The following is a 14,669-nucleotide window of genomic DNA, read 5'->3' on the forward strand; positions in this document are numbered from 1 at the left end:
ATGGCACAGAACACAACTGTTCAGACCGCAGGCCACGACGAACATCACCACGAATCTCCGGTGGTGTTCGGGTTCTGGGTCTATCTGATGACGGACTGCATCATCTTCGGCACGCTTTTTGCCGTGTTTGCAGTTCTGCGTAACCAGTTTAACGGTGGCCCAACCGGCCACGAACTGTTCGAATTTGGTGGGCTTGGGCTGGAAACAGCCCTCCTGCTGGTTTCGTCCATCACTTATGGGTTCGGCATGATTGCCGCCCATAAGAGCCAGGTTTCCAAGGTTATCCTTTGGCTTGGCGTTACCTTCCTGCTGGGCCTTGGCTTTGTGGGGCTGGAACTGCGTGAATTTGCGCACATGATCGCAGAAGGCGCCGGTCCGGATCGCAGTGCATTCCTGTCTGCGTTCTTTACGCTGGTGTCTACTCACGGTCTGCATGTCACGTGTGGTCTGATCTGGATTGTTACCCTGATCGTTCAGCTGATGGGTACGACTGAAATTCCGGAACGTATGATGAATAAGCTCACCTGCTTGAGCCTGTTCTGGCACTTTCTGGATATCGTCTGGATCTGCGTTTTCACCTATGTCTATCTGGCGAGCATGATCTGATGAGCAATCCGCATACATCCTCCTCAGGCGAGAGCCACGGTAGCGTATCTTCTTACATTATCGGGTTTGTTCTTGCCGTCGTTCTAACGGTGCTGTCGTTTGGTGTGGTGATGAGCCATAGCCTCTCGCCAGCAGGCACTCTGGCTGCTGTTTCAGCTCTCGCTCTGGTTCAGGTTCTGGTGCATCTGCACTACTTCCTGCACATGGGCGGAGATTCCGAACAGCGCTGGAACAACATGTGCTTTGTTTTCACCGTTGCTTTTGTGGCCATCCTGATTGTTGGTTCGGTGTTCATCATGAACAACACCGCACTGCACATGATGTCCCGCTAATATGGTGATGTTTCTACCGCCGCGTTAAGTGGCGGTAGAGAGCAAGCTGAAAAAGCCCCTGTAGCTATTATGGCTACAGGGGCTTTTTTATTGGGTATTTTTTGGCAGGGCATGCGGAGCATCTCGCGCTAGCACATTATGCAGTCTCTGGGGAAAGCAGAGGCAACCCAAGGTGAGGTGTTAGGGGGGCTGGGTACAAAAAAATGGTGCCAGCCTCAGGCTAACACCATTTCTCCAAACCTTAGGTAAATAAAGGTTTTCAGTCTTTCTGCGGATCGGGGGAAAGCAGCTCTGTTTTGTTAGGCTTGTCTTTCCATTCTTCCGCATCAGCCGGGGGCGTGCCCTTGCGCGTAATGTTTGGCCACTGGGTAGCATATTTTGCGTTGATTTCTGCCCACGCTGCTGCACGGTCGTCGCTATCAGGGAAAATGGCTTCGGCGGGGCATTCAGGCTCACACACGCCGCAGTCAATGCATTCATCTGGGTTGATGACCAGAAAGTTTTCACCAGCGTAGAAGCAGTCAACGGGGCAGACTTCCACACAGTCCATGAATTTGCAGCGGATGCAGTTTTCAGTGACCACGTAGGTCATTGCCATCTCCGAAAATATCTGGCGGTGGAGGAGGGGCTCTCACCGCGTGGGGTCAGATGGCAGTACCTTTATATAGAAGCCTGCCACCAAGGATGGCGCAGATATGAGGTGCTTTTGCCCTAATGGCAACCCGCCTGTGTAAGGAGGGCAGCTTTCTTTTTACAACAAGGCTAAGGTTGATAGTGTTGCCGAAGCGTTGCCAGCACAGCAAAGGGGCTGTTGTGATTATATTTTTCTGGCTGAACTCTACCTGTACGCTTTTTTGAGTGTTTCCGATTTTTTACAGTTTTCTGGGGGATAATCAGAAAAGGAGCAGGTGGGCCAGCATGTGTATCCGGTAAAATCTGGGGTTTTTGTACATGCAGCCCAAGGCTACGCAAAATGCTTGGAAGAATAGCCTTTTTCACACCTAGCCGAGAGGCAAAGAAATTCGGAATCTGCCGTGATCCGTGTGAAATCAGAGCTATAGATTCAGCATATAGTGCAGCAGCAATATCGAGTCGGATCAAGGTGCCCCCAGAAATAATCCATCCAAGCTGCATCAGGAGAGATTTCTGCGGCGGTGTGAGCAAAGCGGGTAAAGGGGCCGAAACAGCACCTGTGCGGGGTAGTTCTGGTAAAACAATGCCAGAATGTAAGCTTAACAAAAGGGCCCGCAAAGCCATGGAGCTAGGGCGCATTATTTTACTACAAAAAACAGTGTTTTTTTGTTGGGCAATATGAAGGCGCTTTAGCATGTGTCTGGCACGCACTGGCAAGGCGGAAAGGTGCGACACCTCGGCCACACCTCCGTTTTCGACCAGCATATGCACCATACCGCGGAGCAATGGCTGATCAGCCACTACTTTTTCTGCATGAAATAAGGGTGCCAACTCTTTGCGGATATGTGCATCAACAAAGGCAGCCAGTCGTTGCCGGATTTTTTCTTTCTGTCCAGGTTCCAGAAATTCTGCCTCACGCACTTCAATAACTGGGTGCAGCACATCTGCTCCGGCTTGCAAGCGCGCAATGGCATCTTTCTGCCAGCTGAGTACGCCATTTTGCAGGTTCAGCGTTATTTCCGTGTCTGGTGCCTGCAAAAACTGGGAAACACGATAGGGTATCTGGTTACGTGCCGCCCTACGTGCCGCTTTGAGAATAAGTTTCTGGTCAGACTGTGCGGCTTCAGGGTCTGGGGTAAAGCTAAAGCCCCGCATATGGCCTACTGCATGCCCTTCTACACTTACTTCACCCGTGCGGGTAATGGCAGAAAGCAAAGGGGTGGTGCCTGCTTCTTCCAAGCGCCGTGCCAAACTAGCTGCGCGTTTATCTACAAAGCGTGTGGTCAGGCGTTCATGTAATACGTCGGAAAGAGCATCTTCCAGCCTTAGGGTATGGTTCCGCCAGTGCGCAGCGTTTTCGACCCAATCTGGTCTGGCTGAAACGTAGGACCACGTGCGAATACCCATAAGGCGCTGCATCAGGACATCAATATCCCCCTCCAACTGTTCCAGATTGGCAAGGCGAGATTTCATCCATGCGGAAGGCAGGTGTCCTTTTTGGGCAAGCAGGATGAAAATCTGCTCACACAGCCGGATATGGCTGTCTTCCCCCAGTTTGCGAAAATCCGGAATCTGGCACACCTCCCACAACAACTGGGTGCGGGCAGGCGTATGGGCTAATTTTTGCACTGTAGCATTCTGCATCAGTGCAGACAGCGCCAGTAAATCGGATGCCGGGGCGGCAGATTTCAGGCATCGGTCAGGAGGCTTTTGGCATAAGCTGGCGTAAAGCGTGCTGGGAGAGGTAAAATTGAGCTTGCTGTTACGCCACCACAAAAACGGCAGCGGCTCGAAATGGTGGGTTTCAATGGCCTCTACCATTCCTTCCGGAAAAGGTGGACATTCTCCGGTTGTGCCAAAAGTGCCATCCTGTGTGCCTCGGCCTGCGCGGCCCGCAATTTGTGCCGCTTCTGCTGGGGTTAGCAGTCGGTTTCTGTATCCATCAAACTTGCAGATATTGGCAAAGGCAATGTGCCGGATATCCATGTTCAGCCCCATGCCGATAGCATCGGTTGCAACCAGATAATCCACTTCCCGGTTCTGGTAGAGGGCAACCTGCGCATTGCGGGTGCGGGGTGAAAGCTGGCCCATTACCACAGCACACCCCCCTCGTTTACGGCGGATAAGTTCTGCAATGGCGTAAACTTCAGCTATGGAAAAAGCCACAATGGCCGTGCGCGCTGGCAGGCGGGACAGGCGCATGTGCCCCGTATATGTCAGGTTGGAAAGGCGGGGGCGTGTGTCTATTTCTATGTCACGAATCAAGGTTTTGAGCAGAGGTGCGATGGTTTCTGCACCCAAAAAAAGGGTCTCAGATCGCCCGCGCGCATTTAAAAGCCGATCTGTAAAAACATGGCCGCGTTCGGGGTCAGCACATAGCTGAATTTCATCTACGGCTACAAACTCTACCTTACGGTCAGATGGCATGGCCTCTACCGTGCAGGAAAACCAGCGTGCCTGAGGTGGGATAATTTTTTCTTCACCGGTAATCAGCCCAACGGAGCGCACGCCTTTAAGTTTAACCATGCGTTCGTAATTTTCACGCGCCAGCAAACGGAGCGGAAAACCGATCATGCCAGAGGAATGGGCTAGCATGCGTTCTAGCGCCAGATGTGTTTTTCCGGTGTTGGTGGGCCCCAAAATGGCCCGCACGGGCGCATCGTCCGGCGTAGATGCGTGATGAGCGGCAGCAGCCATACGGCGGGAAGAAACCATCATACAAACATCGTCTGCTGCTGCGTGTGGAAAAGCAAGCCATCAGATGCCATTATCCTTGCAGAAGGAAATATGCTGACGGGTAATTCGCCTGAAAGCGAAGGGAGAAATATCATGCCTGTTCGTGAAGCCGATTGTCTGGTTGTGTCCCGCCGAGGAAGTAAGGTGCGCACTGTTCATGCTGTTCGCCCATCGGAGCAGGCAGTTTTAGAGACATGGGTAGGGGAACAGGCGGCGGCTTTTGCAGAAAGTTGTGGCTTTAAAGCTCTTCCCGGCCAACTGGTTATGGTGCCGGATACAAACGGGGCACCAACAGCGCTATTTGGCGTGCCAGAAAAGGGTGTGGTTGACCCATTCATTTTTGGGGCTTTGGCGCAAGAATTGCCGGACGGAGACTGGCGGGTGGAAGCGCCGGATGACATTGCGCGGCATGATGTGATTTTAGGCTTCTGCCTTGGAGCATATCAGTATGGTTTGAAATCTGCATCCGCCAAAAAACCAACAACACGATTGGTGGTCACGGCGCAGGAACGTGCAAGCGTGGCATCGGAAATGGCACGTTCCATCTGGCTTGCGCGTGATCTGATTAATACACCAGCCAATCTGTTGGGCCCGTCTGATCTGGCACGAGCAGCCAAAACAGTGCTTAAGGAATTTGGTGCTGATGTGGATGTTATAAAAGGAGCTGCGCTGGATAAAGCCTACCCTTTGCTGGCGCATGTGGGCAATGGGTCAGATCGCGGCCCACGTGTGGTGGTAGCGCAATGGCATGGCAGCACGGCAGATAAAAAAGCACCGCTGATTTCTTTGGTCGGTAAAGGTGTGTGTTTTGATAGCGGCGGGTACGATCTTAAACCCTCCAGCGGTATGCTGCGCATGAAAAAGGATATGGGTGGGGCCGCAACAGTTCTGGCGCTTGCCCGCCTGATTATGACGCAGGATTTGCCTGTAAGGCTGGAATTGCGGCTTGGCTGTGTGGAAAACAGCGTTTCCGGGCATGCCATGCGCCCGTTGGATGTGGTGCGTAGCCGTTCTGGCCTTACAGTAGAGATTGGCAATACAGATGCAGAAGGCCGTCTGGTTTTGTGTGATTTGCTGCATGAAGCAGGAGAGCAGAACCCCGATCTGCTGTTGGATGTTGCAACCTTAACAGGGGCTGCCCGTGTGGCTCTGGGGCCAGATCTGCCCGCCTTGTTCTGTAATGATGAAGACATTTCTAAGGTATTTCTGGAAGCAGGGCAGCAGGAAGCAGACCCCATGTGGCGCTTGCCTTTGTGGCAAGGGTACCGGGAATGGTTGGGAAGTTCTGTTGCAGATATCAGTAATATTTCATCAAGACCTACGGCGGGCGCGATTACTGCCGGATTATTTCTTGAACGATTTGTAAATCCAGATCAGCGTTGGGTGCATATCGACAGTTATGCATGGAATGACAGTTCCCGCCCCGGACGGCCAAAAGGTGGCGATTCTCCTGGGGTTCGGGCCGTTTTTAAAGCTATTACGCAGCTTTTTTGTGAAGAGCAGGATACCGCTGCCATAAAGCTGTCATAAAAGAAGGGAGAATGTGTTCTTATTTAATACTTTAAAAGAGTCGTTTCGCCTCCTATATGAAATCTCAAGGGGATTCGTTCCGTAACAGGAAGCGGGAATATGTCGCTTTATCTTGAGAGACCAAGATAAAGCGTGCAGCAAAAGGAAAGTGAAGCTTATGCCTCAGGCAGCAGAAAAAACAGAGGATCTGGCCAAAACCCTGCGGGATACGATTGTATCCTTGGTGCGTGGAGATGCTCCAGATCTGTCCGCTCGCCAACTGGCAGTGTTTTTGACATGTTATCTGGATGAAACCGGCCATACCGTACGTGGTCTAGCTGCCAGCCTGAACGTTTCCAAACCGGCTATTACCCGTGCTTTGGATCGGTTGAGTGAACTGGATCTGGCCCGCCGTAAGGTAGATCCGTTGGATCGTCGTTCCGTACTGGTGCAGCGTACGCCTAAAGGGGCTGCTTACCTAAAGGAAATTCGCACCATTATGGGCGAAACTGTAGAAAATGCAGCACGCAAGGCTCAACGTTCCGCAGAGCGTGAGCCAGCAGCTCGGCGTGTGCGCCGTGTGATGGCTGCCTGAGTTTTTGCTGGTTCAACCAGTTTGAAACTTTTGTAGGAAGTAAGCGTTTTTTCTTCACGGTTTTCTGAAAAGCCTGCTGTTTTGTATTCTAAAGCAGCAGGCTGATTTTTCGGCCAGACCAACAAGAAGAAAGGAACGTTCCATGCGGTTTTCTTCATTTTTTGCCGCAGCTGCGCTTGCGGCATCGGCCAGTTTTATTCCTGTCGCCCATGCTGAAGATGCCATGGGGTCACCCACTGCTACGGTTACTATTACAGCGCGGTCAGCCGATCTGGGAGTAGGCTATACATGGGGTGGCGGCAGGCTGCGTTACGGCGGTAAAACGTACAAGTTTTCTATTACCGGCGGCACAATTGCGGCTGTTGGTTATTCTAAAATTGAAGGAAAAGGCACCGTTTATAATCTGCATCGTTTGTCAGATTTTAATGGTACTTATGGCGCTGCTCATGGTGAAGCAACGCTGGGGCAAGGCTTGGGTGGCGCTGTTCTGGAAAACAAGAATGGCGTGCGTATCAAGATTGAAACCATTTCTCAGGGCGCACGGCTTGCAGGTTCTGCACAGGGGCTGACCTTGACGCTGGAAAAATAAAAGATTGCAGTTACCACGTGCCAACAGGGTGTTGGCGCGTGCGTAAAATTGCAAAGCCTGTCCATATAAGTTGCGGCACGCATACAAGTATAAAAGCCGTTATGCTTCCTGCTGTTACAGGCATAGGGGCCACAAAACAGGCTACCATTATCCCCCAAAGTGTGAAGGTCCATTCCATGCAAGAAATGGCGGGAGCATATATGCCGCTTCGGTGGAGCACCTGATACAAATGCCCACGATGCGCCTGTACCAAGGAATGTCCGGCCAGTTTGCGGCGAATCAGCGTGAAAATAACATCATAAATCAACGGAAACAGCAGCGCAGGCCCCACAACCCACCCAGAGGGAAGCGCAGAATGTGCTGCGACATACAGGGCGGCAGCACCAGCCAGTAGCCCACATCCTTGGCTTCCTACGTCTCCCAGAAAAATGCGGGCATTGGGGAAATTAAAAGGCAGAAAACCTGCCAAACAAAAAGCCATAAGCAATGCTGGCCAACGTAAAGTTGGTACGCCCAGATAAGTAGCTGCGCCGGCTATACATAGTGCTGCAATACATAAACAGCCAGAAATCAGCCCGTTTAATCCATCCATGAAATTAACGGCGTTCGTTATAAATATCAGCCATAATACGGAAAGAATGGCCCCAAAAAGCGGTGTGGGCCAAGGCAGAGTAATGCCTCCGACCACAATGATGCAGGCAGCGGCGCATTGCGCTGCAAACTTAATGGTGGGGGGCCACTGATAAATGTCATCAAGCCATGAAACGGCACATAGCAAAAGGGTAGCCGTAGCCAGCGCGCAGGCGGGAAGGGAAAGAAACCGCTGGCCGGTAACATACATAAGCACCGGTAAAACAGCCGCAAAAGCAAGCATTACACCTATGCCGCCTCCTTTGGGGGTGGGGGTATCGTGGGCACTGCGATGCCCCGGCGTATCCATAACGGCAAGCCCGATCATGCCCCGCACAATGCAGGCGGAAAGAATGCAGGCACCTAAAAGGCAGAAAATTGCCACACAGGAAAAAGAAAAAGACATGAAAAGACAGTCGTCCGGTTGAGCCGCTTCTAGGATGGCAGGTGCTACGCTATAGGTGCAAGATAATGGCATCACAACACTCTCAGCCCCTACACCGTAATCCGCGTCTGCGCCCTGTAAACAGGATAGCCGTAAATATCGTGCTGGATGGCGTATTGGCGGCACTTGCTGCACCTCTGGCGCGGTGGCTGGCGGCCCCGCAAGATGGATTGCTGCATCCACTCTGGTTTCTGGCTGGGGGGGCTATCACGCTGCTTGTCAGCGGGTTGCCATTCCGTATGCCACAGCAATATTGGCGGTTTTCCGGTGTTTCAGACCTTCTAGGTATTGCTGGAGCCTCCATTGCCAGTTCCGTGCTGTTTTCATGCGGGCTTGTGGCAGTGGGCTTTCCGTTACCTAGCCTGACCTTTCCCATTATTTATGCGTTGGTTCTGCTGGTTATGCTGGGCGGGTTGCGTGTGGGATATCGTCTGGCGCACAGAATAGCCCTCCGTCGGGCCAACCTACGGCGAGTAGTGTTGATAGGGGCAGATACGGTTGCAGATCTGTATCTGCGTGCGCTGGAGCGTAACCCAGAGGCAGGGATTCGTGTTGTAGGGCTTGTGGCCTTGGGCACGCATCAAGCAGGCCGACGCATCCACAACGTTCCCATTCTGGGGCATGTGGAAGATATTGGTGCCGTTTTAGATCGGTTGGCCAAAAACAATATGCTGCCCGAATCCTTGGTGGTGACAGATCCTTCCTTCCGAGGTCGTGCTCTTACCAATGTGCTGGATGCGGCAGCGGTGCATGGTATCTCAGTATTGCGCACGCCCGCTTTAACAGATCTTACCCCCGCAGAGCGTGTGCAACTACGGCCTGTACCATTGGAAGACTTGCTCAACCGCCCCCAGGTGCCACTGGATCGGGAAGGTATGGAACGGCTGGTGGGCAACCGCACCGTTCTGGTTACGGGGGCAGGGGGCACTATTGGTTCTGAACTGGTGCGGCAGATTGCTCTGCTTGGCCCTAAACGCCTGATTCTGCTTGACCATGGCGAGTTCGAGCTGTGGCAGATAGATGTGGAACTTGCAGATTGTGCCCCTCATGTGCCGCGAGAAGTGGTGGTGGCCGATGTGCGGGATGAAGCGCGGCTTGATGATGTGATGGCGCGTTTCCGTCCGGAATTGGTGTTTCATGCCGCAGCGCTGAAGCATGTGCCTATTGTAGAGGCAAACCCGGCTGAAGGATTGTTAACCAATGTGCATGGTACGCGTGTTGTAGCCGATACGGCATCTCGCCACGGGGCGCAGGCCATGGTGGTGATTTCAACAGACAAGGCGGTGAATCCCTCCAGCCTGATGGGCGCATCCAAGCGAGCGGCAGAAATGTACTGTCAGGCGTTGGACGTGCGTGCCCGTGCATCGGGCAAGGCAAATGCCATGCGGTGTGTTACCGTGCGCTTTGGGAATGTTTTAGGGTCTACTGGTTCTGTTGTGCCATTGTTCCGCCGCCAGTTGGAACGTGGTGGCCCACTTACCGTCACGCACCCTGAAATGCGCCGATATTTCATGACAGTGCCAGAAGCGGTGGGGCTTGTGCTGCAAGCCAGTGTGCGCGGCATGCGTCATACAGATGGCTCTGGCACCGATGACTTACTGAGGCATGGCGGTATTTTTGTGCTGGATATGGGAGAACCTGTCCGCATTGTAGATCTGGCCCGGCAGATGATCCGTATGGCCGGTTTGCGCCCTGATGAAGATGTAACTATCCATTTTACGGGCTTAAGGCCCGGTGAAAAACTGTATGAGGAACTGTTTCATGGCCGGGAAGCCCCAGTGCCAACCGATGAACCCGGCCTGCTAATGGCAACGCCCCGGCTGGTTGATCTGGAGCAGATACGCCAAGAGGTGGATCAGATTACGGCCTATGCGCGAGAAGGTGATGTGCAGGCTGCTTTGCGTATTCTGGCATTGCTGGTGCCGGAATTCGATCATAACCCAGCAGGAGAGGTGCGTGCCCTGGCGCCAGAATCTGCGGCGTCTGGTGCTATGGCGGCGGGTGTTGTACACAGCGGACAGGCGCAGGCCGATGGCAATGAGCAGGTGGCATTATGAACGGTTCACAAAACAGGCCTATCGCTTTTCTTGATCTCGCAGTCCAGCAAAAACGGCTGGAACCCGCATTGCGGCAACGGTTGGAAGCCGTTCTGGCGCATTGTCGCTTTGTAATGGGGCCAGAGGTTCTGGAGCTGGAGCAGCGTTTGGCCCAGTGGTGTGGCGCGCAAGAGTGCGTGGGTGTTTCCTCTGGCACAGATGCTTTGCAGATTGTGATGATGGGGGAACAGATTGGCCGGGATGACGCTGTGTTCCTGCCCGCGTTTACCTATACCGCCACGGCAGAAGTGCCCTTGGTGTTGGGTGCCACGCCTGTTTTTGTGGATGTTGACCCACAGACCTTCCAGATTGACCCAGAGCACCTGCGCAAGAGCATTCGTGCCGTGCGGGAAGCTGGCAAACTGAAACCACGCGCCATTGTTGGGGTGGATCTGTTTGGCCAGCCTGCGCCGTGGGCAGAGTTACGGGCCATTGCGCAGGAAAAAGACCTTTTTCTGCTGGCTGATTGTGCACAATCCTTTGGAGCAAAGCTGAATGGTGCGCCTTTGGGGCGGGAAGCCACAGCAACAACGCTATCCTTTTTTCCATCCAAGCCTTTGGGTGGTTATGGGGATGGCGGTGCTATTCTGACGGATGACCCGGAGCGCGCAGCCCTTTATCGTTCCTTGCGTACACATGGCGAAGGCACAACCCGGTATGAGGTGTTGCGCACCGGTATGAACGGACGGCTGGATACTCTGCAAGCCGCTGTACTGCTCGCCAAGTTGGATGACTTTGCGCGAGAACTGACGCGGCGTGAGGAAATTGCCTGCCAGTATGATGCAGGCCTAAAAGATGTGGTGCAGGTGCCTGCGCGCGTGCCAGATAGCCAGAGCGCATGGGCCATTTATTCCGTGTTGCTGAAAAACAGCGCCGAGCGTGAGCAGATGCAGGCCCGCCTGAAAGAACAGGGTGTGCCATCAGCAATTTACTACCCGCTGCCGCTGCATAAACAACCAGCCTACCGGGATCATCATGATGGTACGGCGTTGCCTGTTTCAGAAGATTTGGCACAACGCATTCTGGCGTTGCCAATCCATCCGGAACTGACAGATGAAGAAGTAGCCCGCGTTATTGCTGCGGTGCGCGGGTAAGAGAAAGATACAGATAATGCGGAAAGAGACGGCTTTTATTATTGGCTTTTTTATTTTTACGCTCAGTACGGCAGCCCTGATCTGGAAAGTGGCTCTGCCTAACCTCAAGCCGGTTTCCTTTCCGCAAGTGGCAAGTGGTACTTTGGATGTTGGCCCCATGCACCGCACACGCGCTTTAAGCCCGGATGAAGTAAAGGCGGTGAATGACTGGTTTAAGGATAACAAAGGTGGCTGGGGGCCGTTAACGCGTACGCCGCCATCATCAGGCGATGCCCGCATGGTGCTGAACGATGCTCAGGGTAAAGAAGCCTTGGTGCTTACGCTCTGGACAGGTATTAGTGCGGCAGATTGGAACTCCACCGTGTTTGTTGAAAACCCGGATGGCTCACAGGTGCATTACAGATCGTTTTCCAACAAGGAATTTGCACCTCTGCGGATGATGGTTGACCGTTACCCCTATAAACGATCCAGCTTTCCCTGATTTTTAAAAGTGTAGAGTGCCACAAAAACAAAACCCCTTCCACTTATGCGGTGGAAGGGGTTTTTTGCTATGAGCTGAATAGCTGTGCCGGAGGGCTAGCCAGCAGGCCTGTCTGTTGCATCAAAACGGAAAGGCTCGCCAATGGCTTTGTCTGCCAGAGTGCCTTCCCACATAACCTGATGACCACGGATAATGGTGCCAACAGGGCGGCCTGTAATGGTGTTGCCGGTAAAAGGAGACCACCCGCAGCGTGAAGCCAGCCATTCTTCCTTGATCGTCCACTGGGCTTTCAGATCCACAATTGTAAAGTCTGCATCATACCCAACGGCAATGCGCCCTTTACGCACCAAACCGAACAAACGCTGTGGCCCTGCGGATGTGAGATCTACCAAGCGGCGCAGTGTCAGCCGGTGGTGCGCAACGTGGTTGAGCATTAAAGGCAGAAGTGTTTGCACGCCCGGCATGCCGGAGGGAGAAGCAGGATAGGTACGGGCCTTTGCTTCCTTGCTGTGGGGAGCGTGGTCAGACCCAATGACATCTGGCAAGCCCTGAGAAACCCAATACCACAGGCCGTCACGGTGTGCGCCGGAGCGGATAGGTGGGTTCATCTGCGCGAATGTGCCAAGGCGGGCGTAAGCGTCTTCCCCCGCAAGTGTGAGATGCTGAGGGGTGAGTTCACAGCTTGCTACATCGCGGTGCTGGGCAATCAGGGCCAGTTCTGCCGGGGTGGTAATATGCAGCACATGCACACGCCGCCCGGTTTTGCGCGCTAGATGCAGCACACGGGTGGTGGCCCGTAGGGCTGTTTCATCATCCCGCCAAACAGGGTGGGATGATGGGTCGCCTTCAACCCGTTCCCCCATACGTTCTTTTAGGCGGGTTTCATCTTCGGCATGAATTGCAACGCGGCGGCGTCCAGATTTCAGCACACGTTCCAACATACTGTCTTCTGAAACCAGCAGGCTGCCGGTGGAAGAGCCCATAAACACCTTAATGCCAGCAGTGCCCGGCAATTTTTCAAGCTCACCACATTGGTCGGCATTATCAACCGTGGCCCCTACGTAAAAGGCATGTTCGCACCACATGCGGCCTTTTGCGCGGGCCAGCTTGTCTGCCACAGCTTCTGGCGTAGAGGTGGTGGGTTTTGTGTTGGGCATTTCAAACACGCCCGTTACCCCACCCAGCACGGCTGCACGGCTGCCGGATTCGAGGTTTTCATTTTCCTCGGCGCCGGGTTCACGGAAATGAACCTGCGTATCTATTACGCCGGGCAGAATGGTCAGGCCCGTGCAGTCTATGGTGCGGGCGGCATCAGCTTGTCCGCCAATGGCGGCAATGGTGCCACCTTTAACGTAAACTGTGGTTTCCACTGTGCCATCAGGCAGTACAACGGAGCCACCCTTCAGTGCCAGATCAAAAGGGCCGCGCTGGTCGCCAATAAAAGGGGCAGAAGGTGCCATAGGGAATTATCCTTCAGCTTTCGGGGTTTCCCGCGTGCGGGTACGCATGGTCACCAGCTCTTCAGCCGATGTGGGGTGAATACCAATTGTGCGGTCAAAATCTGTTTTTGTCAGTTCGGCCGTTACAGCAATGGCTACACCTTGCAGCATTTCTGGTGCGTCATCCCCCAGAATATGCACCCCCACAACCTTTTGGCTTTTTTGGTCCACAACCAGTTTCATCACTGTTTTACGTGTGCGGCCGGTCAGGGTGTGCCGCATGGGGGTAAAGCGAGTGAAATAAATGTCCACCGCGCCATTACGGGCGGCTTCCTGCTCTGTCAGCCCAACGGTTGCCAATGGGGGAGAAAAGAAAACAGCTTTGGGGGTTGTGGCGTAGCACCATTGGCGGGCAGGGCCTTTGCCAAACAGGTGGTCAGCCAGATGATGGCCTTCTGCAATGGCAACGGGGGTCAGGTTGATGCGGTCTGTTACATCGCCAATGGCGTAAACATCCGGCTGGGCTGTTTCACTATTGGTATCAACTTTGATGCGCCCATTATCTGCTGTGGTGATGGCTGTATTTTCCAGTCCCAGCGCATCAATTTTGGGCCGACGGCCTGTTGCCATAAAAACGCAATCTGCGCGCAGGTGCTGGCCATTATCCAGCGTAACCACAAGGTCTGTGCCATCTTTGGTAATGGCGGTGGGGCAGGTGTGGCGGTGCTGGGTAATGCCGCGTGCATCAATGGCTTCTGCCATGGCGCTGCGCATTTCTTCATCAAAACAGCGCAAGGGCAAATCACGCCTGTACACCAGATCTACCTGAGAACCCAAGCCTGCAAAGATACCGGCAAATTCAATCCCGATATATCCACTGCCAATAATAACCACTCGTTCTGGCCGCTGAGGCAGGTGGAAAGCCTCATCAGAGGTAATTGCCAGTTCCTTGCCGGGGATATCAGGTTTTACGGGGGTGGAACCAGTGGCAATAACAATGCGTTCTGCCGTAACAGTGCGGGGGGCTTCGTTCGGCGCAAGGGAAGAAGGTTCAATGCAGATGGTGTGTCCATCTACAAACCGGGCATGGCCGGTTAAGAGCGTAATACCGGCTTTTTCCAGCATGGAGACGTAAATGCCGTTCAGGCGGGTAATTTCCCGATCCTTGGCGGCCATGAGCTTGCCCCAGTCATGCGTGCCGCGGGTGGATGTCCAGCCAAAACCGTGGCTGTCCTCTACCATATCGCCGTATTCACTGGCCTGCACCATCAGCTTTTTGGGCACGCAGCCCAAATTTACACAGGTGCCGCCCCAATGTCGGCTTTCTGCAATGGCAACGCGCGCACCGTGGCTGGCTGCAATGCGCGCGCACCGTACGCCGCCGGAGCCCGCCCCAATAACCAGAAGATCAAAATCATAGCTCATGGGGAGCGCTCCTTTAATAATGTGTTTTAAGCGGCGGTATTGGGCATAAAAACGTGTGC

Annotated in this window: 13 protein-coding genes; 8 read left to right on the forward strand and 5 right to left on the reverse strand. The window is 53.6% G+C overall.

Translation table 11 applies throughout. The annotated features are described in order from the left end of the window. Complete coding sequence (cyoC, locus tag WG31_RS00465; protein ID WP_006116681.1) at positions 1–606, forward strand: cytochrome o ubiquinol oxidase subunit III; 606 nt, start codon at positions 1–3, stop codon at positions 604–606. Further along, positions 606–938 (forward strand): cytochrome o ubiquinol oxidase subunit IV, encoded by a 333-nt coding sequence (cyoD, locus tag WG31_RS00470; protein WP_003629825.1) that lies wholly within the window; start codon positions 606–608, stop codon positions 936–938. Before cyoC ends, cyoD begins: the two co-directional genes overlap by 1 nt. 259 nt (positions 939–1,197) lie before the next feature. Here cyoD and fdxA read toward each other — a convergent pair whose 3' ends face one another. Next, entirely contained in the window at positions 1,198–1,530 is a 333-nt protein-coding gene (fdxA, locus tag WG31_RS00475; protein ID WP_035353955.1) for a ferredoxin FdxA, read from the reverse strand. Positions 1,531–1,700: 170 nt separating this feature from the next. After that, on the reverse strand, positions 1,701–4,289 hold the full coding sequence (locus WG31_RS00480) for a helicase-related protein (RefSeq protein ID WP_063353282.1): 2,589 nt from the start codon (positions 4,287–4,289) through the stop codon (positions 1,701–1,703). On the opposite strand from WG31_RS00480, the gene WG31_RS00485 reads away from it, so the two are divergent. The 3 genes from WG31_RS00485 (at position 4,251) to WG31_RS00495 (ending at position 7,000) form a co-directional block, all read left to right on the forward strand. Beyond that, the gene (locus WG31_RS00485) at positions 4,251–5,837 is read left to right on the forward strand and encodes a leucyl aminopeptidase family protein (RefSeq protein WP_082823224.1); all 1,587 of its coding nucleotides are present in this window, start codon (positions 4,251–4,253) and stop codon (positions 5,835–5,837) included. The genes WG31_RS00480 and WG31_RS00485 overlap by 39 nt on opposite strands. 157 nt (positions 5,838–5,994) lie before the next feature. After that, entirely contained in the window at positions 5,995–6,411 is a 417-nt protein-coding gene (locus WG31_RS00490) for a MarR family transcriptional regulator (protein WP_035353907.1), read from the forward strand. Between the two features lie 142 nt (positions 6,412–6,553). After that, positions 6,554–7,000, forward strand: coding sequence for a hypothetical protein (locus WG31_RS00495; RefSeq protein ID WP_063353283.1), 447 nt, complete (start codon positions 6,554–6,556; stop codon positions 6,998–7,000). Between the two features lie 10 nt (positions 7,001–7,010). On the opposite strand, the gene WG31_RS00500 is transcribed toward WG31_RS00495, so the two are convergent. Beyond that, positions 7,011–8,108 (reverse strand): MraY family glycosyltransferase, encoded by a 1,098-nt coding sequence (locus WG31_RS00500; protein ID WP_063353284.1) that lies wholly within the window; start codon positions 8,106–8,108, stop codon positions 7,011–7,013. Here WG31_RS00500 and WG31_RS00505 point away from each other — a divergent pair. Genes WG31_RS00505 through WG31_RS00515 form a run of 3 tightly spaced genes read left to right on the forward strand, consistent with a single transcriptional unit; the run spans position 8,102 to position 11,746 of the window. Then, on the forward strand, positions 8,102–10,132 hold the full coding sequence (locus WG31_RS00505; protein ID WP_063353285.1) for a polysaccharide biosynthesis protein: 2,031 nt from the start codon (positions 8,102–8,104) through the stop codon (positions 10,130–10,132). The two genes, WG31_RS00500 and WG31_RS00505, sit on opposite strands and share 7 nt — an antisense overlap. Further along, entirely contained in the window at positions 10,129–11,265 is a 1,137-nt protein-coding gene (locus WG31_RS00510) for a DegT/DnrJ/EryC1/StrS family aminotransferase (RefSeq protein ID WP_063353286.1), read from the forward strand. Before WG31_RS00505 ends, WG31_RS00510 begins: the two co-directional genes overlap by 4 nt. Positions 11,266–11,281: 16 nt before the next feature. After that, positions 11,282–11,746, forward strand: coding sequence for a hypothetical protein (locus WG31_RS00515; RefSeq protein ID WP_003629813.1), 465 nt, complete (start codon positions 11,282–11,284; stop codon positions 11,744–11,746). Between the two features lie 95 nt (positions 11,747–11,841). Here WG31_RS00515 and WG31_RS00520 read toward each other — a convergent pair whose 3' ends face one another. Next, positions 11,842–13,206 carry a dihydroorotase gene (locus tag WG31_RS00520; RefSeq protein ID WP_006116690.1) on the reverse strand — a complete coding sequence of 455 codons (1,365 nt, stop codon included), beginning with the start codon at positions 13,204–13,206 and terminating at the stop codon, positions 11,842–11,844. 6 nt (positions 13,207–13,212) lie between these two features. Further along, positions 13,213–14,610 carry a glutathione-disulfide reductase gene (gene gorA / locus WG31_RS00525; protein ID WP_063353287.1) on the reverse strand — a complete coding sequence of 466 codons (1,398 nt, stop codon included), beginning with the start codon at positions 14,608–14,610 and terminating at the stop codon, positions 13,213–13,215. Positions 14,611–14,669: the final 59 nt, after the last annotated feature.

It is taken from the genome of Acetobacter oryzifermentans, assembly GCF_001628715.1.
GTDB lineage: Bacteria > Pseudomonadota > Alphaproteobacteria > Acetobacterales > Acetobacteraceae > Acetobacter > Acetobacter oryzifermentans.

What these genes read in the sequence shown, in the direction of transcription:
- WG31_RS00510 (WP_063353286.1), top strand. Translation starts at nt 10,129, where the DNA reads ATGAACGGTTCACAAAACAGGCCTATCGCTTTTCTTGATCTCGCAGTC.
- WG31_RS00520 (WP_006116690.1), bottom strand. Translation starts at nt 13,206, where the DNA reads ATGGCACCTTCTGCCCCTTTTATTGGCGACCAGCGCGGCCCTTTTGAT.
- gorA (WP_063353287.1), bottom strand. Translation starts at nt 14,610, where the DNA reads ATGAGCTATGATTTTGATCTTCTGGTTATTGGGGCGGGCTCCGGCGGC.
- cyoC (WP_006116681.1), top strand. Translation starts at nt 1, where the DNA reads ATGGCACAGAACACAACTGTTCAGACCGCAGGCCACGACGAACATCAC.
- WG31_RS00485 (WP_082823224.1), top strand. Translation starts at nt 4,251, where the DNA reads ATGAGCGGCAGCAGCCATACGGCGGGAAGAAACCATCATACAAACATC.
- WG31_RS00505 (WP_063353285.1), top strand. Translation starts at nt 8,102, where the DNA reads ATGGCATCACAACACTCTCAGCCCCTACACCGTAATCCGCGTCTGCGC.
- WG31_RS00480 (WP_063353282.1), bottom strand. Translation starts at nt 4,289, where the DNA reads ATGATGGTTTCTTCCCGCCGTATGGCTGCTGCCGCTCATCACGCATCT.
- fdxA (WP_035353955.1), bottom strand. Translation starts at nt 1,530, where the DNA reads ATGACCTACGTGGTCACTGAAAACTGCATCCGCTGCAAATTCATGGAC.
- cyoD (WP_003629825.1), top strand. Translation starts at nt 606, where the DNA reads ATGAGCAATCCGCATACATCCTCCTCAGGCGAGAGCCACGGTAGCGTA.
- WG31_RS00495 (WP_063353283.1), top strand. Translation starts at nt 6,554, where the DNA reads ATGCGGTTTTCTTCATTTTTTGCCGCAGCTGCGCTTGCGGCATCGGCC.
- WG31_RS00500 (WP_063353284.1), bottom strand. Translation starts at nt 8,108, where the DNA reads ATGCCATTATCTTGCACCTATAGCGTAGCACCTGCCATCCTAGAAGCG.
- WG31_RS00490 (WP_035353907.1), top strand. Translation starts at nt 5,995, where the DNA reads ATGCCTCAGGCAGCAGAAAAAACAGAGGATCTGGCCAAAACCCTGCGG.
- WG31_RS00515 (WP_003629813.1), top strand. Translation starts at nt 11,282, where the DNA reads ATGCGGAAAGAGACGGCTTTTATTATTGGCTTTTTTATTTTTACGCTC.